Here is a 22,723-nt window from a genome sequence, read left to right on the forward strand (position 1 = left end):
CGATGGCCTTGCCGACTGAGCGTCGGTCTTTGTCGTTGGTGCCGCCATATTGAACCGGTCGCGATGCCGCGCGCTTGTCTGGCGCTGAACCGGATTGGTCTCGGAGCGAACTGATGGAGCAGGTCAATTCCACAAGCCGGCCGCGGCACGTCATCTGGAACACCGCGGAGACGTGGCCGGACGAGCAGTTTTCCTATTACCGCGAGGCGATCTGCCAGGCATTCATGAACCTGACGCCGGAATCGGCGACGACGTCGCGCTTCCCGGCCAAGGTGGAGACGATCGGGCTCGGCACCGGCGCAATCAACCGGGTGCTGTTTCCCGAGCACACCGTCAATCGTTCGCGTGCCGATATCGCGGCATCGCGCGAGAGCTGCTTCTATCTCAACTTCAAGCTCGCCGGGCGATGCCGCATGCTCCAGGACGGCCGCGAGGTCAGCCTGTCGCGCGGTCAGGTCGGCATCGTCGACAGCGACCGCGAGGTGACGCTGCTGCACGATCGCGGTCCGACCCTGGAGGTCGCTTCGTTCTGGGTGCCGTCGCGCGCCCTGCGCGACCGGCTGCCGCCGTCGTTCGATTTCAGGGCCGAGCGCGTGTCCGACGATCCTCATGTCGGTCATCTCATCGTCGAGACCGCGCGCTCCCTGAATGCCGGCGCATTGCGGATGGCGCAGGAGGACGGCGTTCGGCTGTTCGACGTGCTGCTCGATCTCGTTGCGCTCAGCCTGTCGCGCCGCTCGCGGGCGCAGACGGCGGAAGCCGCAAGTTTTGCCGACGCCACCGCGCTGGCGCTGCGCCGCGCCATTCACGAGCGGCTGTGCGAGCCGGGACTGACGGTCGCAATGGTCGCCGGCGCCGTCGGCATCAGCGAGCGCTACGTCCACAAGCTGTTCGAGCGCTCGGGCACGACGTTTTCGGACTATGTGATGGACCGCCGCCTCGTAGGCGCGGCGGCCGACCTGAAGGATCCGGCTCTGGGCGGCCGTGCGATCGGCACCATTGCGTTCGACTGGGGCTTCTCGGACCTGTCCCACTTCACGCGGCGCTTCAAGCAGCGTTTCGGCTGCCGGCCGCGCGACTGGCGCGCGCGATGAACTGAGCTACAACGACACGATTCATAAAGATCTGGCGATCAGCAGCTTCATGATCTCATTGGTGCCGCCATAGATCTTCTGGATGCGGGAATCGATGAAGATGCGCGAGATCGGGTATTCCTGCATGTAGCCGTAGCCGCCGAACAGCTGCAGGCATTCGTCGGCGGTCTGGACCTGCTTGTCCGAGCACCAGTATTTCGCCATCGAGGCCGTGACGGTGTCGAGGTCTTTTGCGACCAGGCGCTCGATGCACCAGTCGACGAAAACGCGCGCGATCATCGCCTCGGTCTTGCGCTCGGCGAGCGTGAACGCGGTGTTCTGGAAGTCCATCAGCGGCTTGCCGAACGCCTTGCGTTCCTTGGTGTATTCGGTGGTGAGCTTGACCGCTCGCTCCATCGAGGCGACGGCGCCGACCGCAAGCGCGAGGCGCTCCTGCGGCAATTGCTGCATCAGCTGCACGAAGCCTTGCCCTTCCTCATTGCCGAGCAGGTTTTCCGGCGGCACCGCGACGTTGTCGAAGAACAGTTCGGACGTGTCGGAGGCGTGCAGACCGATCTTGTCGAGGTTGCGCCCGCGCTTGTAGCCGTCCGCGCCTGCGGTCTCGACCACGATCAGCGAAATGCCCTTGGCGCCGACATCACCGGTGCGCGCGACCACGATGACGAGGTCGGCGGCCTGGCCGTTGGTGATGAACGTCTTCTGGCCGTTGATGACGTAGGCATTGCCCTGTTTCCTGGCGGTGGTCTTGACGGCCTGCAGGTCCGAGCCGGTGCCGGGCTCGGTCATGGCGATGGCCCCGACCATCTCGCCGGAGGCCATCTTCGGCAGCCAGCGCTTCCTCTGCTCCTCCGAGCCGTAGTTGAGGATGTAGTGCGCGACGATGGCGCTGTGCACGGATACGCCGGTCGTCAGCTCCGGCACCGTGCTTTCGAGGTCGTCGAGCACCGCGGCGTCATAGGCGAAGGTCGCACCCAGGCCGCCATATTCCTCCGGCACGCTTGCGAGCAGCGCGCCCATCTCGCCGAGCCCGCGCCAGGCAAAGCGATCGACCATCTTCTGCTCGCGCCATTTTTCGGCATGCGGTGCCAGGTCCTTGGCAAGATATTTCCGGAACTGGTCGCGGAAGATTTCGAGATCTTCGGTCATCCAGGAGGAGCGGTAGGACATGGTCACCTCGGTCGATGCGGCTTTCCGGCTTGGTAGGCCAGCTTTTGGCGGCAATTATTGTGTTTTCAGGCTGCGCCGGTGACGCTACCAAGGCGGCCGGAGACGCGTCTGTCAGGATTGCTGATTGTGGCTGTCAAAACCAAAGAGCTCAAGCTCGACATCGAGCGCATCGGCGTGGTCTCGGCGATCGTGACGCAGCCGGACAATGCGCGTGCCTGCTACGTGCTGGCGCATGGTGCCGGTGCCGACATGCGGCATGCGTTCATGGAGAAGGTCGCCGCGGGTCTCGCAGACCGCGGCATTGCGACGTTCCGCTTCAATTTTCCCTACATGGAGAAGAAGCAGGGACGCCCCGACCAGCCGGCGGTCGCGCACGCTGCGATCCGCACGGCGGTCGCGGAGGCGGCGCGGCTGTGCCCCGGATTGAAGCTCGTCGCCGGCGGAAAGTCCTTTGGCGGGCGCATGACGTCGCAGGCGCAGTCCAAGGCGGCGTTGCCGGGCGTAAGAGGGCTCGCGTTCCTCGGCTTTCCCCTGCACGCCGACAAGAAGCCGTCGGCCGAGCGCGCCGAGCACCTCGCCAGCATCGCAATCCCCATGCTGTTCCTGCAAGGCACGCGCGATGGGCTCGCCGATCTCGGCATCCTCAAGCCCGTCATCGCGGCACTCGGGGCGAAGGCGACGCTGCATGAGGTCGAGGGCGGCGATCACTCCTTCGTGGTGTTGAAAAAGTCGGGCCGCAGCAACGAGCAGGTGCTTACCGAGGTGCTCGACACGCTTGCGGTCTGGATCGACGGCCTCGGCTGAAGCTAGAGCATGATCCGGAAAAGTGAGCAGCGGTTCTCCGAAAAGATCACGCCCAGAGTTAAGCCGAATAGAGCCCCTTGTCCCGCGCCTTCTGGATCGCCAGCGCGGCGATCAGGTCGAGCGTCGGCGTCGACAGGCCGGCGGCGCGCGCGAAGGCGGCAGGCGCCTTGACGAGCACGTCGATCTCCATGGCGCGGCCGAGCTCGTAGTCCTGCAGCAGCGACGGCTTGTGGTTGGGAGCAGGGCCGCTGCGGGTCACGCGCTTGACCTCGGGGATGAAATGCTGCGCGATGTCGTTGGCCTCGTTCAGCATGCGCGGAATGACGTCCGTGAAGGCGGGATCGTCGCGCACGCCGCGCGCGGTCTGGCCGGTGAGCAGGCACAGCACCGACAGCGACATGTTGGTCAGCAGCTTTGACCAGATCGCCTCGCGGATCTCGGCGACCGGCGGCGAGTCCAGCCGGGAGTCGTTCAGGACGCCGCGGAGTTTCGTGATACGCTCGCAATTGCGGTCGTCGCATTCGCCGATCAGCAGGCGATTGCGGTCCGGCGTGAGGTTATGCACCACGCCGGGTGCGGTCACCTCGTTGGAGGAGAACACCACACCGCCGATGATCCGCTCCTTCGGGATGCAGGCGCGCAAGCGCCCGCCCGGGTCGAGGAACGAAATGTCCGGCGGGGTCGGATGCCGCGGCGGCAGGCCGATGCCATACCACCAGGGAATGCCGTTTTGCGCGAACACGATCGCGGTGTCGTCTTGCAGCAGCGGCTTGATGCTGGAGACCAGCCCGGTCAGCGCGGTCGCCTTCAGCGTCGAGATCACGACGTCCTGGGGGCCGAGTTGGGCCGGATCGCCGGAAGCGTTCACCTTGGCGCTGACCTCGGAATCGCCGACGCGGAGCTTCAGGCCATTGGCCCGGACGGCTTCCAGATGCGCGCCGCGCATCACGCAACTGACCTCGTGGCCGGCGCGGGCCAGCCGAACCGCGATATGGCTGCCGACGGCGCCCGCGCCGAAAATGCAGATGCGCATATATATGTCCCGTCCCTGATTTCTCGGTACCGCCCGGCGCCAGCATGACACAAGCCGCCATGCGATGGACGCGGCCGCCCTACGCCGGAAAGATATGGATCAACGCGTAGAGCCTCGGCCATAGTGCGCGCCAAACAAATGAGCGGAGGAGCACCGATGACCGACAGTCCCGTCCTGTGGACCCTGGATGAGCGTGGGGTCGCGACCGTCACGTTGAACCGGCCGGAGGTCAACAATGCCTATGACGGCGCTTTGATCGCGGGCGTGCTCGCGGCCATGGACGATCTCGGCAAGAAGCCCAATTTGCGCGTCGTCGTGCTCCGGGGCAACGGCAAGCATTTCCAGGCCGGTGCCGACCTCAAATGGATCAACGGCGTGCGGCCGCAATCGGCTGATGCCAACGAGGCGGCGTCGCGTGCGACCTTCGAGGCGGTGCAGCGGCTCAACACGCTGCCGATCCCGACGGTCGCACTGGTGCAGGGCGGCTGCTTTGGCGGCGGCACCGGCGTGATCGCGGCCTGCGACGTCGTGATCGCGGCGGACAACGCCCTGTTCTCCATCACCGAGGTGCGCTGGGGCCTGACCGCCGCGATCATCATACCGCAGCTCTGTGATGCCATCGGTGTGCGGCAAGTCCGCCGCTACGCGCTGACCGGCGAACGCTTCGGTGCGGAGGACGCCCGCCGCATCGGTCTCGTGCATGAGGTGGTGCCGCTCGCCGATCTCGAGGCCGCCGGGGCCAAGGTGGTCGAGCAATTGCTCGCCAACGGACCGGAGGCGATGGCCGAGACCAAGCGCCTCGCGCTCGAGAGCTCGTTCGGCGGGATGGCGGTGGATGACGCCGCCTATACGCGGCTCGTGCACCTGCATTCGGTCAAGCGCCAGAGCGCGGAGGCGGCCGAGGGACTGGCGTCGTTCGCCGAGAAGCGGGCGGCGAATTGGGGCGACGGAAAAGGCTGAGGGTCAGCAGCCGCGGCAGATGTTGTTGATGCTGCGGTAAACGGCGTCGTCGTCCTGCCGCATCTGCTGCAGCGACTGGAGCGTCTTGCTCTCGCCGGCCGGCGCCGCGGGCTTGCGCTTCGCCGCGAGTTCTTCCTCCTGCCGCTTGTAGCAGGCCTCGCGATCGGCCTTGGCCTGGATGAAGCGGCAGTTCTGCTCGACGGCTGCGGCGGGAGTCGCCGACAGCGCGAGGACGGTCAAGACGGGCAGGGCGAATTTCACGGCTATCGAATCCATGGCGGCCCTTCTCTCAGGTTCGCGCTGCGGGAGCAACCGCCGCGACACGGCCTACAGCGACGATGCGAGGGACGTTTTCAGCAGGGTGAGCAGCGCCTGAACCGCAGCGGCGTTGCGCCGCCGCTCGGGGATTGCTGCCTTGACCCACAATTCCGGAATCGGAAAGTCGCGCAGCACGGGCTTGAGCGTGCCGTCGCGCAAGGCATCGGCGACGAGGTAATGCGACATCAACGCGATGCCGTTGCCGGCAATGGCGCTGCGCGCCAGCACGTGTCCCTCGTTGGAGGAGAGCAGCGGGCTGACCTGGATGCTGATGCGGCCGCGCGGTCCGTCGAAGATCCATTCCGGGCCGGTCGGCAGAAAACTCAGGCAGCGGTGCTCGACGAGGTCGCGCGGATGTTTTGGTGTGCCGTGCTTCTTCAGATAGGCCGGCGAAGCGCAGAGCAGCCGCTTCAGCGCGCAGAGCGGCTCGTCGATGACGCCGCCAAAGGAATGCGGGAAGGCGCCGATGGCGATGTCGAAACCCTCGGCGACGGGATCGACCGGCCGATCGATCAGCACGATCTCGAGCTTCAGTCGCGGATTCTGGGTTTGGAACGCGCTGAAGGCGTCGGCGAGGCGCGCCACCGTCAGCGAGGTCGGCGCCTTGATTCGGAGGTGATCGACGAGATCGTGGCCCTTCTCGCCCATGCGCGACAGCAGATCGGTGGCGTCGGTTACGACGCCGCGGGCGCGATGGACGTAGCGCTGTCCGGCTTCGGTCAGCCGCAATTGCCGGGTCGAACGGTGAAACAGCGGCGTGCCGATCCGTGCCTCCAGCTGCGTGACGCGCTTGGCCACGACCGAGGTCGAGACATTGAGCTTTCGCGCGGCGGCGGAGAAGCCGGCCGCATCCGCGGTGGCGAGGAAGGCCTGGAGGTTCACGAGGATGTCCATGTCGACTTTTCTCGATTCGCGAAAGCTGATCGCCTATTTTGGTGGATTGTAGCTCGGGCCGCGTTAATTCATAGTCGGGCCCAAGCAAGGATTTTCAGGGATAGGACGCGCCATGCGGGCCATGACGATCGAAGAACCAGCGCGCCAGGTGCCGCTTTACGGCGAATATGAAGTCGTCGTGCTCGGCGGCGGGCCGGCCGGCATCGTGGCAGCGGCGTCAGCCGCGCGGGCAGGGCGGAAGACGCTGCTGATCGAGCGTTACGGCTTCCTCGGCGGCATGGGCACTGCCGCCGGCGTTACCAATTTTTGCGGCCTGCACGGCAATGTCTACGGCGAGGCGCATCGGCTGGTTCAGGGCATGGCGTCCGAGTTGCTGGCGCGGATCGATCGCCTGAACGGGCTGAACGCGCCACATCTGATCCTCGGCAAGGTTTTCGCCCAGGCCTATGACACCGCGGCCTACAAGATCGCGGCCGACGAACTGCTCGCCAGCCACAAGGTGCACATCCTCTTCCATGCCCTTGGTGCCGGCGTGGTGATGGGCGACGACCGCCGCATCGATGCGCTGATGGTCGAGACCAAGGCCGGCCGGCAGGCGGTTCGCTCGGAGATCTTCATCGACTGCTCGGGTGACGGTGATCTCGCCGTCTGGGCCGGCGCGCCGTTCGAACTCGGCGACGAGCACGGCCATCCGATGTACCCCTCGATGATGCTGCGCCTGAACGGCATCGATCCCGAGAGGGCTGGCGATGCGTGGCGGACCATTCCGCAATTGATGGAGAAGGCGCTTGCCGCGGGCACGCACAAATTCCCGCGCAAGAGCGCGATCGTGCGACCGCAGAAATCCGGCATCGAATGGCGGGTGAATTTCACGCAGGTCGCGCGCGAGGATGGCCATGCCATCAACGGTATCGAGCCCGACGACCTCACCCGCGGCGAGATCGAGGGCCGCAAGCAGGCACTCGCCGCCTTCGAATTCCTGCGTAGCACTGTGCCGGGGTTTGAAAAGTCCTACATCGTCGATTTGCCGCCGCAGCTCGGCATCCGCGAGACCCGCCGCATCAAGGGCGGCTACCAGCTCAGCGGCGAGGACGTGCTCGGATGCGCCTCGTTCGAGGATTCCATCGGCGTCAATGGCTGGCCGATCGAGGCTCATGTTCCCGGCGATGTCGTCTTCACCTTCCCGCCGATCCCGGAATCGCGCGGCTATAACGAGCTGCCCTATCGGATGCTGGTGCCCGAGGGCGTCGACAACCTCCTGGTCGCCGGCCGCTGCGCCTCGATGACCCATGAGGGCCAGTCGGCGGCCCGGGTCTCCGGTGCCTGTTTCGCGATGGGGGAGGCCGCCGGTTCCGCGGCAGCGCTGGCGCTCTCCGGAAACCGGATACCCCGTGACATCCCCATTGAAAAATTGCAGGAAACATTGAAACAACAGGGCGCCTTTATCGGACGGGACCAGCCCGTCCCCGGGGGCCTGTAACGGACTGCAAGAACGACCAAAAGAACCATTGGAGGAAACGGGATGATCGGGATGATGCGGCTTGCGCTTGCGGGCCTTTTGGCAATCATGGCGACGAGCACGGTCCGGGCCGAGGACGCGCTGAAGGCCAGGATCGGCGTGCTCCGCCTGTCGTCCTCCGCGCCGGTGTTCATCGCGCAGGACAAGGGCTATTTCCGCGAGGCCGGCCTCGACGTCGAGCTGAAGTTTTTTGACGCTGCCCAGCCGATCGCGGTCGCGACGACGTCGGGCGACATCGATTTCGGCGTCACCGCCTTCACGGCCGGTCTCTATAATCTCGCCGGCAAGGGCACGTTGAAGGTGATCGGCGGCATGAGCCGCGAGAAGGCCGGCTATCCCCTGATCGGCTATTTCGCCAGCAACAATGCTTATGCGGCCGGACTGAAGACACCGAAGGATCTCGCGGGCAAGCGCGTGGCGATGACGCAGGTCGGATCGAGCTTTCACTATTCGCTTGGCCTGCTCGCCGACAAATACGGCTTCAAGCTCGCCGACGTGAAGATCGTGCCGCTGCAATCGCTGTCGAACGCGGCGGCCGCGCTGAAGGGCGAGACCGTCGATGCGGCGCTGCTGCCGATTTCCACCGCGCGAAAGCTGATCGACGACGGCGGCGCGAAATTCCTGGGCTGGGTCGGCGACGAGACGCCCTGGCAATTGGGCGCGGTGTTCGCCTCGCCGAAGACGCTGACCAACAAGGTTCTGGTGACGAAGCTGCTCGGCGCATTGGCGAAAGCCGATCGCGAATATCACGACGTCATCCTCGCCGCGATGAAGAACGGCGTGGCGCCGATCAACGACAAGACAAAGCCGCTGCTGGAGATCATCGCAAAGTACACCAATCTGCCGGTCGAGCAGGTGGTCGGCAATTGCGCCTATATCGATCCCGACGGCAAGCTCGACGTGAAGAACGTCGACAACCAGATCAAATGGCTCCAGGAGCAGGGCTTTGCCGACAAGGGTTTTGACGCGGATGCGATCATCGCCAAGGAATATGTGAAGGCGGATTGAGAGTAGAACGTACCTTATGGACCTGATCTCCAACCACATCAGCCATCGCTTCGGCGATCTCGCCGTGCTCGACGACGTCTCGTTCACGGTCAGCGCCGGCGAGGTGGTGGCGATCGTCGGGCCGTCGGGCTGCGGCAAGAGCACGCTGCTGTCGATCCTTGGCGGCTTGCTGCAGCCGACGTCCGGTGCGCCGGAGCTGCGCGGATCGCCGCCGGCGGACAGTCTCAATCCGCTGACCTTCGTGTTTCAGGATTTTGCGCTGCTGCCCTGGGCGACGGTGGAGGAGAACGTCGAATTTTCGTTGCTGCACACCCCACTCTCGGCCACCCAGCGCCGCGCGCTGGTCGAGGATGCGCTGCGCCGCACCGGCCTGACCGATTTCCGCAAAACCTATCCAAAGCAGCTCTCCGGCGGCATGCGCCAGCGCGTCGGCATTTCGCGCGCGCTCGCGGTCAGGCCGGCCATTCTCCTGATGGACGAGCCGCTCTCGGCGCTGGATTCGCAGACCCGCGAGCTCCTGATGGAGGATTTCGTCCGCCTGCTCGCCGATGGCGGCATGGGCGCGGTCTACGTCACGCATAATCTCGAAGAGGCGGCGCGGCTTGCCGACCGCATCGTGGTGCTGTCGCGGCGTCCCGGCCGCATCCGCGAGGTCGTGAGCGTGCCGATGACGCGCGCCGAACGCGGTGAAATCGCAGCCCGCGAAAAGCTGCTCGCGCTTCAGAACCAGATCTGGTCGCTGATCCGCAACGAGGCGATCGATGCCGAGCGCGAGGTGCAGCATGCTTGATCGCGCTCCGGCGGGAACATCTGTGAAAGATGAAGCAGCCCGGCGCGTCCGGTTCCGCGGCGCGGGCTTCGTGCCCGCCAGCAGCCGTTTTGGCGGCTGGATCGCGCTCGCGCTTGTCATCGCGATCTGGCAGGCGGCCGGCAGCACCGGTCTCGTCAATCCGTTATTCTTGCCGGCGCCATCCGCGATCGCGCGGGCCATCTACCAGCTCGCCGTTTCCGGCGCGCTTTGGCAGCATCTCTCGGCGTCACTGCTGAGGATCGGCGTGGGCTGGCTGCTGGGAACCGCGGCCGGCGTGGTCGTCGGCTTTGCCATCGGCCTGTCGCGGCTTGCGCGCAGCGTCGGCATCACCTTCATCTCGGCGCTGTTTCCGATCCCGAAGATCGCGTTGCTGCCGCTGCTGATCCTCTGGCTCGGCATCGGCGAAGAGCCGAAGATCGCGACCATTGCGCTCGGGGTCTTTTTCTCGACCGCGATCTCGGTCTATAGCGGCGTCGATGCCGTGCCGCGCAACCTCATCCGCATGGCGCAGAGCTTCAATGTCCCCTTCGCCACCATCGTGCGCAAGGTGATCTGGCCCGGCGCGCTGCCCGCGATCCTCGCCGGCTTCCGCATCACCGCTTCGGTGGCGCTGCTGCTCGTCGTCAGCGCCGAGATGATCGGCGCGCAATACGGCATCGGCGCATTCGTGCTCCAGGCCGGCAATCTGATGCAGACGGATCAACTGCTCGCGGGCGTGGTGATCCTGTCGGTGTTTGGATTGGCGGTGGGGAAGGTGATCGGTTGGCTGGAGACCAGGTTGCTGCACTGGCGGTAGCCAAAATCACCGCTGCCGTAGGGTAGGCAAAGCGAAGCGTGCCCACCATCCTCTCATCACTCGCGAAGGCGTGGTGGGCACGGCGCAAGAGGGCCTTTGCCCACCCTACGAGAGCGGTGCCTCACGCATTCCCGCGATCCTCGCGAAACAGATCCAGCTTCTGCTGCACGGGCCGATCCGAGAAGCTGAACAGCACGGCATCATCGTCCGCCTCGTGCGTCACCCACTGCCAGCTCGGCACCACGAACAGATCGCGCGGGCCCCATTCGAAAACAGCGTCCCCGATGCGGCTGCGGCCGCGTCCCTCGATCGGACAGAACACGGTCGCATCGGTCGCGCGATAGCGCGCGGTCTTGAAGCCCTTTGGCAGCAGTTGGATGAAGGTGCCGATGGTGGGCATCGCGAAATCGCCGGTCTCGGGATTGCTGAACTTCAGCTTCAGTCCGTGACAGGCGTCCCATTCCTGGCTCGCGCGGGCTTTCTCCAGCGCCTCGCGGGTATAGGCATAGGGATAGCTGAAGATCGGCGAGGTCTTCGAGCTTCGCTTCACGTCGACCGGCAGCAGATTGTGGCCGTAGCGCGCAAAGCTGTTGCCGGCGGGCTTGGTGATCCTTTGCTGGTCTTCCTTCGATCCTTCCGCGAAGGAGCAGTCGAAGAACTGCACCAGCGGAATATCGAGGCCGTCGAGCCAGAACATCGGCTCGCTGGTCTCGTTGGAATGATCATGCCAGGTCATCGACGGCGTGATGATGAAGTCGCCGGGCTCCATCGCGGTGCGCTCGCCGTCCACCGCGGTGTGGGCGCCCTTGCCTTCGAGCACGAAGCGCAGTGCCGACTGGCTATGGCGGTGCGCGGGCGCGACGTCGCCGGGGACAACCATCTGCACGCCGGCATAGAGCGAGGTCGTGATCTTCGATTGGCCGCGCAGGCCGGGATTCTCGAGCACCAGCACGCGCCGCTCGGCCTCCTTGGCCGTGATCAGCTTGCCGGCCTCCGTCATGTAGTCCCGGATGACGTCGAATTTCCACAGATGCGGCCGGCAGGCGCTTTTCGGCTCCGGCGTGATCAGATCGCCCATCACCGTCCACAGCGCGGTGAGATTTTCGCCGTCGATCTTCTTGTAGAAGGCCTCGCGTTCGGGCGTCTTGGTCACGGCTTCCATGGTGCGGCTCCCGTTCGTTTTGTTGATTGACAGTATACTGACGATCTAGGTAGCGTCAACTTGACGAACAAGAATGACAGGGAGGCCTCCCATGAAGCTGCACGGCTATTTCCGCTCCAGCGCCGCCTATCGGGTACGGATCGCGCTGAACCTGAAGGGCCTCGGTGCCGAGCATCTGCCGCATCACCTTCGCAAGGGCGAGCAGTGCGCGCCCGCCTATCTGGCCATCAATCCGCAAGGCCTGGTGCCGACGCTGGAGGATGATACGGGTACTGTGCTGACCCAATCGGTCGCGATCATCGAATGGCTCGACGAGACCCATCCCAATCCGCCGTTGCTGCCGAAGGATGCGCTGCAACGCGCGAAGGTCAGGGCGTTCGCGCTGGCGATCGCCTGCGACACCCATCCGGTGCAGAATTTGAAGGTGCTGGCGCGCCTGCGCGAGCTCGGCCTTGCCGAGGAGAAGGTCCAGGAGTGGGCGGCGTGGGTCAACCGCGAGGGGCTCTCGGCCTGCGAGACGCTGATCAGGGACGAGCCGGGACCGTTCTGCTTCGGTGAAGCCCCGACGCTCGCCGATCTCTGCCTGGTGCCGCAGCTCGCGAACGCCCGCCGCTTCGGCGTCGACGTCTCGGCCTATCCACGGCTGCTCAGGGCGGAAGCCGCAGCCAAGGCGCTTGCGGCGTTCGCCAACGCCGCGCCGGAAAAGCAGGCCGATGCCGAGTAAGCCTGCACCGCCCATCACGATAGACGCGGTCTATGCTGCGCCGGGCTATTTGTTCCGGCGCATGCAGCAGATCGCGGTCTCGATCTTCATGGAGGAGTGCAAGGCGTTCGATCTCACGCCGGTGCAATACGCGGCGCTGATCGCGATCCATACCCATCCCGGCATCGACGCGACGCGGCTATCCGCGGTGATCGCCTTCGACCGCTCGACGCTCGGCAGCGTGATCGAGCGGCTTCAGGCCAAGGATTTTGTCGAGCGCAAACCGGCACCCGAGGACAAGCGGATCAAGCTGCTCTATCTGACCAAGTCCGGCGCGACGATCCTGCGCGAGATCATTCCCGCGGTCGAACGCGCGCAGGCGCGGATGCTGGAGCCGCTGAAGCCCGCTGAGCGCAAGGCGCTGATGGGGCTGCTGGTCCAGCTCGTCGATCTCAACAACGAGGCGTCACGCGTGCCGCTACGCGCGGAGGATGCGCTGGAGCATCTGGGAAAGGCGGGGTGAGGGCGGTGTGAGTGAGGCTGCGCAGTCGCCTCACATCCGCAGCAGCGCCTGCCGGTCGATCTTTCCCGTCCCCGTCTTCGGCAACTCGTCGATGAAGATCACCTCGCGCGGATATTTGTAAGGCAGCAGCTTGCCCTTCACATAGTCCTGCAACCGCCGCGTCGCTTCGCGCTGGTCGGCGGCGCGGCTGTTCATCACAACCACCGCCTTCAGCGTCATGCGACGGTCGGGCAGCTCGGCCGCGAACACCGCGCATTCGCGGATGTCGGGGTGATCGGCGAGGCAGAGCTCGACCTCGAGCGGGTAGACCCATTGGCCGGAGATCTTGATGAGATCGTCGGCACGGCCGCGGAAGAAGTGGAATCCGTCGGCATCGCGGACGAAACGGTCGCCGGTGTAGATCCAGCCGCCGTCACGGATGGTCTCGGCGGATTTGTCCGGCCGGTTCCAGTACAGCGGCGTGTTGGAATCGCCGCGGACCCACAAGATGCCTTCCTCGTCGTCGGCGACGTCGCGGCCGTCCTTGTCGCGCAGCGCGACCTCGTAGCCGGGCACGCGCAGACCAGCGGCGCCGAGCTTCTTCCGCTCGGGGCGGTTGGAGAGGTAGATGTGCAGCACCTCGGTCGAGCCGAGTCCTTCGACGATCTCCAGGCCCGTGAGCGTCTTCCAGCCATTGAAGACGTCGGCCGAGAGCACCTCGGCGGCAGAGAGCGCGATGCGCAGCGAGGCGAAGTCGGTCTCGTGCGCGCCCTCGGCCTTGGTCAGCGACGTGTAGAGCGTCGGCAGGCCGAAGAAGACCGTCGGCTTGTACTGCTCGATCGCCGAGAAGATCGATGCGGGCTTCGGCTGGCCCGGCAGCAGCAATGTCGCCGCGCCGGCCGAGAACGGGAAGGTGACGGAGTTGCCGAAGCCGTAGGCGAAGAAGATCTTCGGCACCGAGAAGCAGATGTCGCCGGGCGCCAGCTTCAACACGTTCTGCGCAAAGGCCGCCTCGCTGTAGGCCATGTCGTGCTGGAGATGCACGATGCCCTTGGGCCGACCGGTCGAGCCGGAGGAGTACATCCAGAACGCCATCTCGTCGCGATGCGTGTCGGCTTCCGTCAGCTCGGCCGGAAATTGCGCGAGCCAGCCGGCGGCAGCAACGGCGCTCGGCGCGGCGTGATCGCCCGCCGCGCCGTTGACGACGATCAGGGTACGCAGATTCGTGTCCTTGCAGGCTTCCGCATTGAACCGCGCACAGAACTCGGCGTCCGCCACCGCAATGGCGGCGCCGGAATCGGCGAGATAGAATTGCAGCAGATCCGGCGGCGTCAGCGTGTTGATCAGCAGCGGCACGAAGCCGGCCCGCACGGCGCCGAAGAACGCTGCCGGGTAGGCCGGCGTATCGTCGAGGAACAGCAGCACGCGATCGCCGCGCTTCAGGCCGAGCGATGCAAAGCCGTTGCCCCAGCGGCAAGCCTCTGCACACAGCTCGGCATAGGTCCGCCTGCCCGCGGGACCGATCAGCGCGGGCTTGTCGCCGCGGCCCTTGCCGAGATTGTCGAACAGCGCGCGGCTGGCGTTGTAGACCTGTGGAACGGAAAAGCCGATCTCGCGCGCGCCCGGACTGTCGGCGGGCACCTGATCGCAAATCTGGTTGCTCATGCCTCGTCTCCGCCGTTCTTTGCGGCTTCGTAGCGCGCCATGAAGGCCGGCGACATCGCGCGCAGGCGGGAGTCGTCGATGCGGCCGGAGCGGGTGATGTAGCTGTAGGCGAAGTCCATCAGGCCCTGCTGCATATGCTGGGCAAAGTGCTCGTACCAGAACGCGCTGGTGCGCGCGGCATTGACGAGCTTCTGCACCACCGGCTTGCGCGCCGCCTGGTAGCGATGCAGCGCGGTCGAAAGATGCGCGTCCGATTCGAGCGCCTTGACCAGCGCAATGGCGTCCTCGATCGCGAGCCGCGTGCCCGAGCCGATCGAGAAATGCGCCGAGTGCAGGGCGTCGCCGAGCAGCACCATGTTCTTGAACGACCAATGCTCGTTCCAGACCCACGGAAAGTTGCGCCAGAGCGATTTGTTGGAGACGAGACAATGGCCGCCGAGCGTGTCCGCGAACACCTCCTCGCAGACGCCCTTGGACTGCTCGACGTCCTTGTAGGCAAAACCATAGGCCTGCCATGTCGCGTGGTCGCATTCGACCAGGAAGGTGCTCATGGTCGGCGAGTAGCGGTAGTGATGGGCGTTGAAAGCGCCGCGGTCGGTCTTGACGAATGTCTGCGACAGCGTGTCAAAGCGCTTCGAGGTCCCGTACCAGACGAACTTGTTGGAGGAGTAGGACAGCGAGGTGCCGAAATCGCCCTCGAAGGCGCGGCGCACCAGCGAGTTCAATCCGTCCGCGGCGACGATCAGATCATGCCCGTTGAGCTGGTCGATCGTGTGGATCTGGGTGTCGAAGCGCGGGGTGACGCCTGCATCGAGCGCGCGCTGCTGCAGGAACCTGAGCAGCTCGAGCCGCCCGATCGAGGAGAAGCCGACCCCGTCGATGGCGACGCTGTCGCCGCTCAGGTTCAGAGTGATGTTCTCCCAGCTCTCCATATGCGGCGCGATTGCGTCGACCGTCTCGGGGTCGTCGGCGCGCAAAAATTCCAGCGCCTGGTCGGAGAACACGACGCCAAACCCCCAGGTCGCGTCGGCCGGGTTCTGTTCGAACAGGTCGACTTGATCCTCGGGGTGACGCTTCTTCCACAGATAGGCGAAGTAGAGCCCACCGGGCCCCCCGCCAATCACGGCGATCCGCAACGTCTGCCTCCCTATTTGACAGTATACTTACTATCTAGGGGTAGACTAATGGGCTCCGGCTTCCCGCGCCAGCGGAATTATCAGCAAGGCAAGGCGCGCCGAAACTCGCTCCAAACACACGTTTGGCGCGTGTCCGAAACCATTACGTTCGGAGCATAGCCAAACCGCAACGGCTTGGCTATCCGCGCATCAGACGCAGCGCTTCACGTAGACCCCGTTCACCAGCACCCTGGTGCAGCGGACCACCGGAACCGGCTTGCGGACCACCACGGCCGCGTTCGGCCCGGCGCAGCCGGCGCGATAGACGCCGCGGGCGCACACCACCGCGTTGGCATCGGTGGCCTCGATCGTCATGGTTGCCGCGAAGGCGAGGAGTGCGGAAGCGATAAGCAGCAATGAACGCATGTTGTTCTCCTGATCTTGTCGTGATCGAAATCGATTGTCGGCAAATTCCGCGATTGTCGTCGTAGGCGTGCGAAGCTCCTTCACGCACGCCACCAAGCGCTATCCGCGCTTCCGTGCGCGCAGTCGCGTGTCGATCCTATCGCGCCGCGAACGGCGCCAGCACGTCCTTGCAGGCGGGCGACAGCGACGCGGCATTGCCGGCGATGCATTGCACGATGCGGCCGCCGCCGGGCGCGACGCCGGCGCACAGCGTGCGGATGTCGGCGCCGCAGGCCGAGCGGACGATGAACAGCTCTTCGCGCGGACGCAGCGGGCGCAGAACGATCACGGCTGGCGCGGCCGCCGGTGTTGCCGCCGCTGCAGGAGCTGCGCCCGCGGGCGCTGCCGTTGCTGCCGTTGCTGCCGCGCCGCCGCCGGCCGCGGCGCTCAGGGCCTTCCCACAGGCGGGAGAAACCTTTGCCTTGTTCTTCTCCAGGCATTCGAGCGCGGGCGCGCCGCCCGGCGGCACGCTGGCGCAGACCTTGGGATAGTCGGAGCGGCATGCGCTCTTGACCGCTGCAACCTGCGCGCTGCTCGGCTGCTTGGCGGCCGCTGCGGCGGCCGGCTTGGTCGGGGGGGTCGATTCAGCCTTCGGCGCGGCAGGCGCCGACTCAGCCTTGGGTGCAGCTTCCGTCTTCGGTGCGGCTGGCGCCGCTTCGGTCTTTGCCGGTTCGGATTTGGCGGGAGCGGCTTCGGTCTTCGGAGCTGCAGCGGGTTCGACCGCGCGAACCGCGGTCTGGCATCCGGGTGACAGGCTGGACATGTTCTTCGCCAGACATTGATACGCTTCCACGCCACCGGGGGTAACGCTCGAGCAGTGCGCCATGAAGTCCGAGCGACATGCGGACCGGATCGCGCTCTTCTGCGCGTCGGTCGGCGCTTGCGCGAACGCGCCTGTTGCAGTTGCGAAGAGCGCTGCCGCGAGCAACGCCGTGCGCGTTGATGCGTGTTTCAACGTGTTGAACATCTGAGTGAATTCCTGCCCTGCCGGTAACGACGACGTTTTTCAAATGTGATGCAAGCGCAATCGTCGCGAGTGATGCCTCGCGAGCGGTATCTTTGGCCGCTTTGGCCTCTACCGCAAGTAGATTATGCCTGCGCAAATGCGACGTAACTACGTCGTCAGAGCTTGACCATGCGCTTGCCGCGGTTCTCGCCGGCGAGCAATCCGATTAGCGCCTTCGGCGTGTTCTCGAGGCCGTCGATGATGTCCTCCTGCACCTTCAGCTTGCCGGATTTCACCCAGCCCTGGAGATCGGCGAGCGCGCGCTGGCTCTCCTTCATGTAGTCCATCACGATGAAGCCCTGCATGACCAGCCGCTTCACCACGATCAGGCCCGGCACGCCGCGCGGACCGTGCGCGGACGGTGCGCTGTCATATTGCGAGATCGCGCCGCAGCAGGCGATGCGGCCGTAATTGTTCATCTGCGGCAGGCAGGCTTCCAGAATGTCGCCGCCGACATTGTCGAAATAGACGTCGATGCCCTTTGGCGCAGCCGCGCGCAGCGCCTTGAAGACAGCACCATCTTTGTAATCGACGGCGGCATCGAAGCCGAGTTCGGAGGTCAGCCAGTTGCACTTGTCGGCGCCGCCGGCGATGCCGATCACGCGGCATCCCTGGATCCTGGCGATCTGCCCGACGATCGAGCCGACCGAGCCCGCGGCTGCCGAGACCACGACCGTCTCGCCGTCGCGCGGCTTGCCGATTTCCAGCAGGCCGAAATAGGCGGTGAGGCCGGCGATGCCGAACACGCTGAGCAGATGCGTCATCGGCTCGAGCTTCGGCATCTTGGTGAGATGCTTGGCCGGCACTGCGGCATATTCCTGCCAGCCGGTGTCGCCGAACACGATGTCGCCTGCTGAAAGGCCCGGCGCCTTCGAGCTGACCACTTCGGCGATGGCGCCGCCGGCCATCACGCTGTTGGCTTCGACCGCCGAGCGATAGGTCGCGCCGTGCATCCAGGCGCGGTTGGCCGCGTCGAGCGAGATGTAACGCACGTGCAGCAAGGCCTCGCCGTCCTTCGGCTCCGGCAGCGCGCCTTCGACCATCTTGAAGTGCTCGGGGCCGAGCTTGCCGCTGGGCTTTTCCACCAGAAGAATCTGGCGATTGACGCTGCCGCTCATGGCGTTTCCTCTTCGCTTGGTTGACGATTATTGATGCAGCAGCCGCAAAGAAAACGTGCAGGCCGCATTCGTTGTGCGCTGCATGAAGGCTAGATCGCGGCCGCCAGCTTCGCAACGGGAACATCCGCCCTGGCGCCTGCACGCCAAGCGTGTTGCGTCATCGTCATATCTGCGACATCATGAAGCGGCCGGTGTAGCGGGGGTCGTCTATGTCGAACAGGTTTACGCAATACATCTTGGTGGCGATGGTGCTGGGCATCATCATGGGCGCGGCGATCTACAATTTCCTGCCCGACACGCGGGGCGACTGGGCCTCGTCCATCAATCTGATTGCGGTGATTTTCCTGCGCCTGATCAAGATGATCATCGCGCCTTTGGTGTTTGCGACCCTGGTCGGCGGCATCGCTCATATGGGCTCGGGCTCCAAGCTCGGACGCATCTTCGCCAAGACCATGGGCTGGTTCGTCAGTGCTTCCTTCGTCTCGCTGATGCTCGGCCTCGTGATGGTCAATCTGCTCCAGCCCGGCGCGAACTTCCCCGGCACGCTGCCTGACAAGGCGCAGTCGACCGGCCTGCCGGTGTCCGCCTTCTCGATCGAGAAATTCCTCACCCATCTGATCCCGACCTCGATCGCGGACGCGATGGCGCAGAACGAGATCCTGCAGATCGTGATCTTCGCCGTGTTCTTCTCGGTGGCGATGGGCTCGATGCCCGAGCGCTCCAAGCCGATCCTGGCGCTGATCGACGATATCGGCCACATCATGCTCAAGGTGACCGGCTATGTGATGCTGTTCGCGCCGTTCGCGGTCTGGGCCGCCATCACCGCGACCGTCGCCAAGAACGGCCTGCTGGTGCTCTGGAAGCTCATCGTCTTCATGGGCGGCTTCTATCTCTCGCTGATGATCCTGTGGGGCATTCTGGTTGTCGTGGGCTTCATCGTGATCGGGCCGCGCTACAGTCATCTGTTGAAGCTGATCCGCGAGCCGCTGATGATCGCGTTCTCGACCGCGAGCTCGGAAGCGGCCTATCCAAAGACGCTGGAGGGCCTCAACCGCTTCGGCGCCTCGTCGCGGATCTCGAGCTTCGTGCTGCCGCTCGGCTATTCCTTCAACCTCGACGGCACGATGATGTACTGCACCTTCGCGAGCGTCTTCATCGCGCAGAGCTATCACATCGACATGCCGCTCGGCACGCAGCTCGCGATGCTGGCAACGCTGATGATCACCTCGAAGGGCGTCGCCGGCGTGCCGCGCGCCTCCCTCGTGGTGATCGCCTCGACGCTGTCGCAGTTCGGCATCCCCGAGGCGGGCCTGCTCATGATCATGGGCATCGACACCTTCCTCGACATGGGCCGCAGCGCCACCAACGTGATCGGCAACACGCTCGCGACCTCGGTCGTTGCGAAATGGGAAGGCGAGCTCGGGCCGGAGCATGCGATGGGCCCCGGCGACGCCGTGCCCGAAGACATGGTTCCTGGCGAAGTACCCGCGATGGCCGGCCATTGAAGGGAAATCGACATGCGCCTTTCAACGGCGATTTCGGGCGGCCTGTTGCTGGCAGCGTGCCTGCTGGCAACAGGTGCCTCCGGCCAGACCGGCGGCAGCGAAGGGCTTAGCCCGACGCTGCTGGCCATCAAGAACGCGCATACCGTGCGGCTCGGCTATCGCGAGAGCTCGCCGCCGTTCTCGTTCCTCGACCAGGCCAATCGCGCGATCGGCTACAGCCTCGAGCTCTGCGAGGCCATCGTCGAGGAGATCGGTGTCGAGGTCGACGATCCCAACTTGAAGATCGACTACGTCAAGGTCACCTCGGACGACCGCATCGACGCCGTGCTCCAGAACAAGATCGACCTGGAATGCGGCTCGACCACGGCCAATGCCGAGCGCGCCAGGCGGGTGGCATTTTCGCCGCTGATGTTTGTCGCCGGCACCAAGCTGATGGTGCCGAAGGCGTCGAGCGTCCAGTCGCTGACCGATCTGAAGGGCAAGACCATCGTGGTGACGAAGGGCACCACAAACGAGCAGGCGATCCAGGCGGCCGACAAGAAGTTTTCGCTGGGGCTGAACATCGCTGTTGGCGCCGACCACGAGCAGTCGTTCCAGATGCTCGCCGACGGCAAGGCCGATGCGTTCGCGACCGACGACATCCTGCTCTTCGGTCTGATCGTGCGCCACAAGGCCCAGGACAAGTTCCGCGTCACCGGCGATTACCTGTCCTACGATCCCTACGGCATCATGTTCCGCAAGGGCGAGCCGCAACTGTCGGCCGTGGTCGAGCGAACCTTCCGCAGGCTAGGCTCCAACCACGACCTCGTCCCGCTCTACAACAAATGGTTCACCGCAAGGCTTCCCACCGGCGAACGGATGAACGTGCCGATCTCGCTGCAGCTCGAGGAAGCCTTCAAGGCGATGGACGATTCGGCGAGCGCGAATAATTAGTGCTTTCTTCCTTCTCCCCTGCCGTCTTCAGCTCCAAAAGCCAATAGCGCAACAGGCCCCTTGTGGGAGAAGGTGGCGCGTATTTCGCGGCAAGAATTCAATCAACGTGCTTCGCCAAACACCCGATCCAGCGCCGCATCGTACGTCTTCTGAACCAGCTCCGGATGCAGCTTCGCCAGCGCTTCCATCATCACGCCGGAGTTGATTTCCAGCACCTGCCAGGCGCCATCCACGCGCACCACGTCGATCGACGCGAAGGCAATGCCGATGGCGCGCGCGGCATCGACCGCGAGCTTGACGCAGGCCGTGTGAACCTCGCCGTCCTCCATGAGTACCGGCTTTGCGCCGGCATCGAGATTGTGCCGCCAATCCGAGCCACGCTGCTTGCTGTAGACGACGAGGGGCTCATCATCGAGCAGCACCACACGGACCTCGCTCTCGATCGCGACATAGGGCGAGATCACGAGCCCTGCGTTCATCGAAAAGACCTCGCCGACCGCGTGGTCGAGCTCCACCTCCGTCGTCAACTTGAAGACGGATCGTCCCGACGTCCCCTCGTTCGGCTTGACGACCACGCCTTTCGGATTGTCGTGAAGCAGCACCAGCATTGCCTCTCGCCAGGCGGCACCAACAACATTCCGGCCCAGCTTCGGATTCAGGAAGAGGAGATGCGGAATGCAGGGCACGCCCTCGAGCGCCAGCACCTCGGCGGTGGCCGATTTGTCGTTGGCGAGGCGGTGCGCGATGGCGCTGTTGAGGCCGATGTCATAGCCGAAGGCGAAATGGCGCGTTTCGCCCCGGCGCATCGCGAGCAGCCAGCCATCGGCGCGGACATCGAGCCTGATGCCGTGGTTCGCGCAATAGCGCCTGATCGCCTGGACGAAGATCCGATCTCCGCTCGCCATGTGTCTTTGTCGCCAGTTCCAGATGCTCTGGCGCTAAAAGCCGCAAAAATGCGGGAAACGGCGCCAAACCGGGGTGGAAATCAGAGCTATTCTTGATGAAATTCTCGCGAGCGCCACGGAAATTAAGTGCTGTATTCGAGCCCCGGCGGGAAAAGAAATTGCCCTCCGCATGCGCCAGACAGCAGATCCATTAATGATGTGACCATTTCCGCCGCAAATGCCGGTTTGACCGGCATCAATTGCATCCGGAACGAGGTTGATTATTGGTCTCAATGGCGTAGATCACACAGGCGAAATCCTCCGCCATGGCAATGGTGTCCGCCCCGTTTCAGGGGCCGGGCAACGCTTTTGCCCTAAAACCGCAATTATTCGGAATATCGAAAATCATGAGCGCGTTTTACCGAGAGAAGGTTCTTTCCGTCCAGCACTGGACCGACACGCTGTTCAGCTTCCGCGCCACGCGCGATACCGGCTTCCGCTTCCAGAACGGCCAGTTCGCGATGATCGGCCTCGAGATCGACGGCCGTCCGCTGCTGCGCGCTTACAGCATGGCGAGCGCCAATCACGAGGAAGAGCTCGAGTTCTTCTCGATCAAGGTTCAGGACGGTCCGCTGACCTCGCGTCTGCAGAGGATCAAGGAAGGCGACACCATCCTGGTCGGCCGCAAGGCGACCGGCACGCTGATCACCGACAACCTCATTCCCGGCAAGCGGCTGATGCTGCTCTCGACCGGCACGGGCCTCGCGCCGTTCGCCAGCCTGATCAAGGACCCCGAAGTCTACGACCAGTTCGAGTCCATCGTGCTGGTGCACGGCTGCCGCCAGGTCTCCGAGCTCGCCTATGGCGAGAAGCTCGTCGCTTCCTTGCGCGAGGACGAGCTGTTCGGGGAGCTGCTTGCGGACAAGCTCGTCTATTACCCGACCGTGACCCGCGAGCCGTTCAGGAATCGCGGCCGCATCACCGACCTGATCAACTCCGAGCAGATATTCAACGACATCGGACAGGGCCCGCTCGACATCGCAACCGACCGCATCATGATGTGCGGCAGCCCGGCGATGCTGGAAGAGCTGAAGGTGATGTTCGAGGGCCGCGACTTCGTCGAGGGAAGCGGCAACAAGCCCGGCCATTTCGTGATCGAGAAGGCGTTCGTCGAGCGGTAGGCCCTCTCGGTGTCGTCCCGGTTTTCGCCAGGACGACGGCTGTGGGTAAAGCGCCCTGACCGGTTAATGCCACGTCATCC

At 64.6% G+C, this 22,723-nt stretch carries 23 protein-coding genes; 12 read left to right on the top strand and 11 right to left on the bottom strand.

What is annotated here, in order from left to right; translation table 11 throughout:
• Window positions 1-113 precede the first annotated feature (113 nt).
• Window positions 114-1,094 carry a helix-turn-helix domain-containing protein gene (locus JQ572_RS28790; RefSeq protein WP_211386202.1) on the top strand — a complete coding sequence of 327 codons (981 nt, stop codon included), beginning with the start codon at window positions 114-116 and terminating at the stop codon, window positions 1,092-1,094.
• A 21-nt stretch (window positions 1,095-1,115) separates the two neighbouring features.
• Here the strand turns inward: JQ572_RS28790 and JQ572_RS28795 are convergent, their stop codons facing one another.
• Window positions 1,116-2,261, bottom strand: a complete 1,146-nt coding sequence (locus JQ572_RS28795) for an acyl-CoA dehydrogenase family protein (protein ID WP_211386203.1) — start codon at window positions 2,259-2,261, stop codon at window positions 1,116-1,118.
• 126 nt (window positions 2,262-2,387) lie between these two features.
• Here JQ572_RS28795 and JQ572_RS28800 point away from each other — a divergent pair, with 126 nt between their 5' ends.
• Window positions 2,388-3,065, top strand: a complete 678-nt coding sequence (locus tag JQ572_RS28800; RefSeq protein WP_211386204.1) for an alpha/beta hydrolase family protein — start codon at window positions 2,388-2,390, stop codon at window positions 3,063-3,065.
• 58 nt (window positions 3,066-3,123) lie between these two features.
• Here JQ572_RS28800 and JQ572_RS28805 read toward each other — a convergent pair whose 3' ends face one another.
• Window positions 3,124-4,098 carry a ketopantoate reductase family protein gene (locus JQ572_RS28805; RefSeq protein ID WP_211386205.1) on the bottom strand — a complete coding sequence of 325 codons (975 nt, stop codon included), beginning with the start codon at window positions 4,096-4,098 and terminating at the stop codon, window positions 3,124-3,126.
• A gap of 156 nt (window positions 4,099-4,254) precedes the next feature.
• Here JQ572_RS28805 and JQ572_RS28810 point away from each other — a divergent pair, with 156 nt between their 5' ends.
• Window positions 4,255-5,058, top strand: a complete 804-nt coding sequence (locus JQ572_RS28810; protein ID WP_211386206.1) for an enoyl-CoA hydratase-related protein — start codon at window positions 4,255-4,257, stop codon at window positions 5,056-5,058.
• 3 nt (window positions 5,059-5,061) lie between these two features.
• Here JQ572_RS28810 and JQ572_RS28815 read toward each other — a convergent pair whose 3' ends face one another.
• Together JQ572_RS28815 and JQ572_RS28820 are read right to left on the bottom strand one after the other, a co-directional pair.
• Window positions 5,062-5,334 (bottom strand): hypothetical protein, encoded by a 273-nt coding sequence (locus tag JQ572_RS28815; protein WP_211386207.1) that lies wholly within the window; start codon window positions 5,332-5,334, stop codon window positions 5,062-5,064.
• A gap of 51 nt (window positions 5,335-5,385) precedes the next feature.
• Window positions 5,386-6,270, bottom strand: coding sequence for a LysR family transcriptional regulator (locus JQ572_RS28820; protein WP_211386208.1), 885 nt, complete (start codon window positions 6,268-6,270; stop codon window positions 5,386-5,388).
• Between the two features lie 112 nt (window positions 6,271-6,382).
• Here JQ572_RS28820 and JQ572_RS28825 point away from each other — a divergent pair, with 112 nt between their 5' ends.
• Genes JQ572_RS28825 through JQ572_RS28840 form a run of 4 tightly spaced genes read left to right on the top strand, consistent with a single transcriptional unit; the run spans window position 6,383 to window position 10,404 of the window.
• A complete protein-coding gene (locus JQ572_RS28825; protein WP_211386209.1) occupies window positions 6,383-7,750 on the top strand; it encodes an FAD-dependent oxidoreductase in 1,368 nt (455 codons plus the stop codon).
• A gap of 42 nt (window positions 7,751-7,792) precedes the next feature.
• Window positions 7,793-8,797, top strand: a complete 1,005-nt coding sequence (locus tag JQ572_RS28830) for an ABC transporter substrate-binding protein (RefSeq protein WP_211386210.1) — start codon at window positions 7,793-7,795, stop codon at window positions 8,795-8,797.
• A 16-nt stretch (window positions 8,798-8,813) separates the two neighbouring features.
• Entirely contained in the window at window positions 8,814-9,587 is a 774-nt protein-coding gene (locus JQ572_RS28835) for an ABC transporter ATP-binding protein (RefSeq protein WP_211386211.1), read from the top strand.
• Window positions 9,580-10,404, top strand: coding sequence for an ABC transporter permease (locus JQ572_RS28840; RefSeq protein WP_211386212.1), 825 nt, complete (start codon window positions 9,580-9,582; stop codon window positions 10,402-10,404). Before JQ572_RS28835 ends, JQ572_RS28840 begins: the two co-directional genes overlap by 8 nt.
• A gap of 121 nt (window positions 10,405-10,525) precedes the next feature.
• Here JQ572_RS28840 and gtdA read toward each other — a convergent pair whose 3' ends face one another.
• The gene (gene gtdA, locus JQ572_RS28845; protein WP_211386213.1) at window positions 10,526-11,566 is read right to left on the bottom strand and encodes a gentisate 1,2-dioxygenase; all 1,041 of its coding nucleotides are present in this window, start codon (window positions 11,564-11,566) and stop codon (window positions 10,526-10,528) included.
• A gap of 91 nt (window positions 11,567-11,657) precedes the next feature.
• On the opposite strand from gtdA, the gene maiA reads away from it, so the two are divergent.
• Complete coding sequence (gene maiA / locus JQ572_RS28850) at window positions 11,658-12,290, top strand: maleylacetoacetate isomerase (RefSeq protein WP_211386214.1); 633 nt, start codon at window positions 11,658-11,660, stop codon at window positions 12,288-12,290.
• Complete coding sequence (locus JQ572_RS28855) at window positions 12,280-12,792, top strand: MarR family winged helix-turn-helix transcriptional regulator (RefSeq protein ID WP_211386215.1); 513 nt, start codon at window positions 12,280-12,282, stop codon at window positions 12,790-12,792. The genes maiA and JQ572_RS28855 overlap by 11 nt, the downstream gene beginning before the upstream one ends.
• Before the next feature lie 30 nt (window positions 12,793-12,822).
• Here JQ572_RS28855 and JQ572_RS28860 read toward each other — a convergent pair whose 3' ends face one another.
• From JQ572_RS28860 to JQ572_RS28880, 5 genes are all read right to left on the bottom strand, one after another.
• On the bottom strand, window positions 12,823-14,436 hold the full coding sequence (locus tag JQ572_RS28860) for a benzoate-CoA ligase family protein (RefSeq protein WP_211386216.1): 1,614 nt from the start codon (window positions 14,434-14,436) through the stop codon (window positions 12,823-12,825).
• Complete coding sequence (locus tag JQ572_RS28865; RefSeq protein WP_211386217.1) at window positions 14,433-15,572, bottom strand: FAD-dependent monooxygenase; 1,140 nt, start codon at window positions 15,570-15,572, stop codon at window positions 14,433-14,435. Before JQ572_RS28865 ends, JQ572_RS28860 begins: the two co-directional genes overlap by 4 nt.
• A 189-nt stretch (window positions 15,573-15,761) precedes the next feature.
• Window positions 15,762-15,977, bottom strand: a complete 216-nt coding sequence (locus JQ572_RS28870) for a hypothetical protein (RefSeq protein ID WP_211386218.1) — start codon at window positions 15,975-15,977, stop codon at window positions 15,762-15,764.
• Window positions 15,978-16,113: 136 nt separating this feature from the next.
• On the bottom strand, window positions 16,114-16,983 hold the full coding sequence (locus JQ572_RS28875; RefSeq protein ID WP_211386219.1) for a cysteine rich repeat-containing protein: 870 nt from the start codon (window positions 16,981-16,983) through the stop codon (window positions 16,114-16,116).
• 155 nt (window positions 16,984-17,138) lie between these two features.
• Window positions 17,139-18,140: an NADP-dependent oxidoreductase gene (locus JQ572_RS28880; protein ID WP_211386220.1), complete on the bottom strand. Its 1,002-nt coding sequence runs from the start codon at window positions 18,138-18,140 to the stop codon at window positions 17,139-17,141.
• 209 nt (window positions 18,141-18,349) lie between these two features.
• Here JQ572_RS28880 and JQ572_RS28885 point away from each other — a divergent pair, with 209 nt between their 5' ends.
• Both JQ572_RS28885 and JQ572_RS28890 read left to right on the top strand, forming a co-directional pair.
• Window positions 18,350-19,645: a dicarboxylate/amino acid:cation symporter gene (locus JQ572_RS28885; protein ID WP_211386221.1), complete on the top strand. Its 1,296-nt coding sequence runs from the start codon at window positions 18,350-18,352 to the stop codon at window positions 19,643-19,645.
• Window positions 19,646-19,657: 12 nt separating this feature from the next.
• Complete coding sequence (locus JQ572_RS28890; protein WP_211386222.1) at window positions 19,658-20,578, top strand: amino acid ABC transporter substrate-binding protein; 921 nt, start codon at window positions 19,658-19,660, stop codon at window positions 20,576-20,578.
• Window positions 20,579-20,679: 101 nt separating this feature from the next.
• Here JQ572_RS28890 and JQ572_RS28895 read toward each other — a convergent pair whose 3' ends face one another.
• On the bottom strand, window positions 20,680-21,483 hold the full coding sequence (locus JQ572_RS28895) for an ATP-grasp domain-containing protein (protein WP_211386223.1): 804 nt from the start codon (window positions 21,481-21,483) through the stop codon (window positions 20,680-20,682).
• 386 nt (window positions 21,484-21,869) lie between these two features.
• Here JQ572_RS28895 and JQ572_RS28900 point away from each other — a divergent pair, with 386 nt between their 5' ends.
• Complete coding sequence (locus JQ572_RS28900) at window positions 21,870-22,643, top strand: ferredoxin--NADP reductase (protein ID WP_211386224.1); 774 nt, start codon at window positions 21,870-21,872, stop codon at window positions 22,641-22,643.
• Window positions 22,644-22,723 lie beyond the last annotated feature (80 nt).

The organism is Bradyrhizobium sp. SZCCT0153, assembly GCF_018129995.1.
Taxonomy (GTDB): domain Bacteria; phylum Pseudomonadota; class Alphaproteobacteria; order Rhizobiales; family Xanthobacteraceae; genus Bradyrhizobium; species Bradyrhizobium japonicum_G.

Coding starts and splice junctions, on each gene's coding strand:
- JQ572_RS28870 (WP_211386218.1), bottom strand. CDS start 15,977: ATGCGTTCATTGCTGCTTATCGCTTCCGCACTCCTCGCCTTCGCGGCA.
- JQ572_RS28860 (WP_211386216.1), bottom strand. CDS start 14,436: ATGAGCAACCAGATTTGCGATCAGGTGCCCGCCGACAGTCCGGGCGCG.
- JQ572_RS28825 (WP_211386209.1), top strand. CDS start 6,383: ATGCGGGCCATGACGATCGAAGAACCAGCGCGCCAGGTGCCGCTTTAC.
- JQ572_RS28895 (WP_211386223.1), bottom strand. CDS start 21,483: ATGGCGAGCGGAGATCGGATCTTCGTCCAGGCGATCAGGCGCTATTGC.
- JQ572_RS28790 (WP_211386202.1), top strand. CDS start 114: ATGGAGCAGGTCAATTCCACAAGCCGGCCGCGGCACGTCATCTGGAAC.
- JQ572_RS28855 (WP_211386215.1), top strand. CDS start 12,280: ATGCCGAGTAAGCCTGCACCGCCCATCACGATAGACGCGGTCTATGCT.
- JQ572_RS28830 (WP_211386210.1), top strand. CDS start 7,793: ATGATCGGGATGATGCGGCTTGCGCTTGCGGGCCTTTTGGCAATCATG.
- JQ572_RS28885 (WP_211386221.1), top strand. CDS start 18,350: ATGTCGAACAGGTTTACGCAATACATCTTGGTGGCGATGGTGCTGGGC.
- JQ572_RS28890 (WP_211386222.1), top strand. CDS start 19,658: ATGCGCCTTTCAACGGCGATTTCGGGCGGCCTGTTGCTGGCAGCGTGC.
- JQ572_RS28810 (WP_211386206.1), top strand. CDS start 4,255: ATGACCGACAGTCCCGTCCTGTGGACCCTGGATGAGCGTGGGGTCGCG.
- JQ572_RS28820 (WP_211386208.1), bottom strand. CDS start 6,270: ATGGACATCCTCGTGAACCTCCAGGCCTTCCTCGCCACCGCGGATGCG.
- JQ572_RS28900 (WP_211386224.1), top strand. CDS start 21,870: ATGAGCGCGTTTTACCGAGAGAAGGTTCTTTCCGTCCAGCACTGGACC.
- JQ572_RS28875 (WP_211386219.1), bottom strand. CDS start 16,983: ATGTTCAACACGTTGAAACACGCATCAACGCGCACGGCGTTGCTCGCG.
- JQ572_RS28805 (WP_211386205.1), bottom strand. CDS start 4,098: ATGCGCATCTGCATTTTCGGCGCGGGCGCCGTCGGCAGCCATATCGCG.
- JQ572_RS28815 (WP_211386207.1), bottom strand. CDS start 5,334: ATGGATTCGATAGCCGTGAAATTCGCCCTGCCCGTCTTGACCGTCCTC.
- JQ572_RS28880 (WP_211386220.1), bottom strand. CDS start 18,140: ATGAGCGGCAGCGTCAATCGCCAGATTCTTCTGGTGGAAAAGCCCAGC.
- JQ572_RS28795 (WP_211386203.1), bottom strand. CDS start 2,261: ATGTCCTACCGCTCCTCCTGGATGACCGAAGATCTCGAAATCTTCCGC.
- maiA (WP_211386214.1), top strand. CDS start 11,658: ATGAAGCTGCACGGCTATTTCCGCTCCAGCGCCGCCTATCGGGTACGG.
- JQ572_RS28835 (WP_211386211.1), top strand. CDS start 8,814: ATGGACCTGATCTCCAACCACATCAGCCATCGCTTCGGCGATCTCGCC.
- JQ572_RS28840 (WP_211386212.1), top strand. CDS start 9,580: ATGCTTGATCGCGCTCCGGCGGGAACATCTGTGAAAGATGAAGCAGCC.
- gtdA (WP_211386213.1), bottom strand. CDS start 11,566: ATGGAAGCCGTGACCAAGACGCCCGAACGCGAGGCCTTCTACAAGAAG.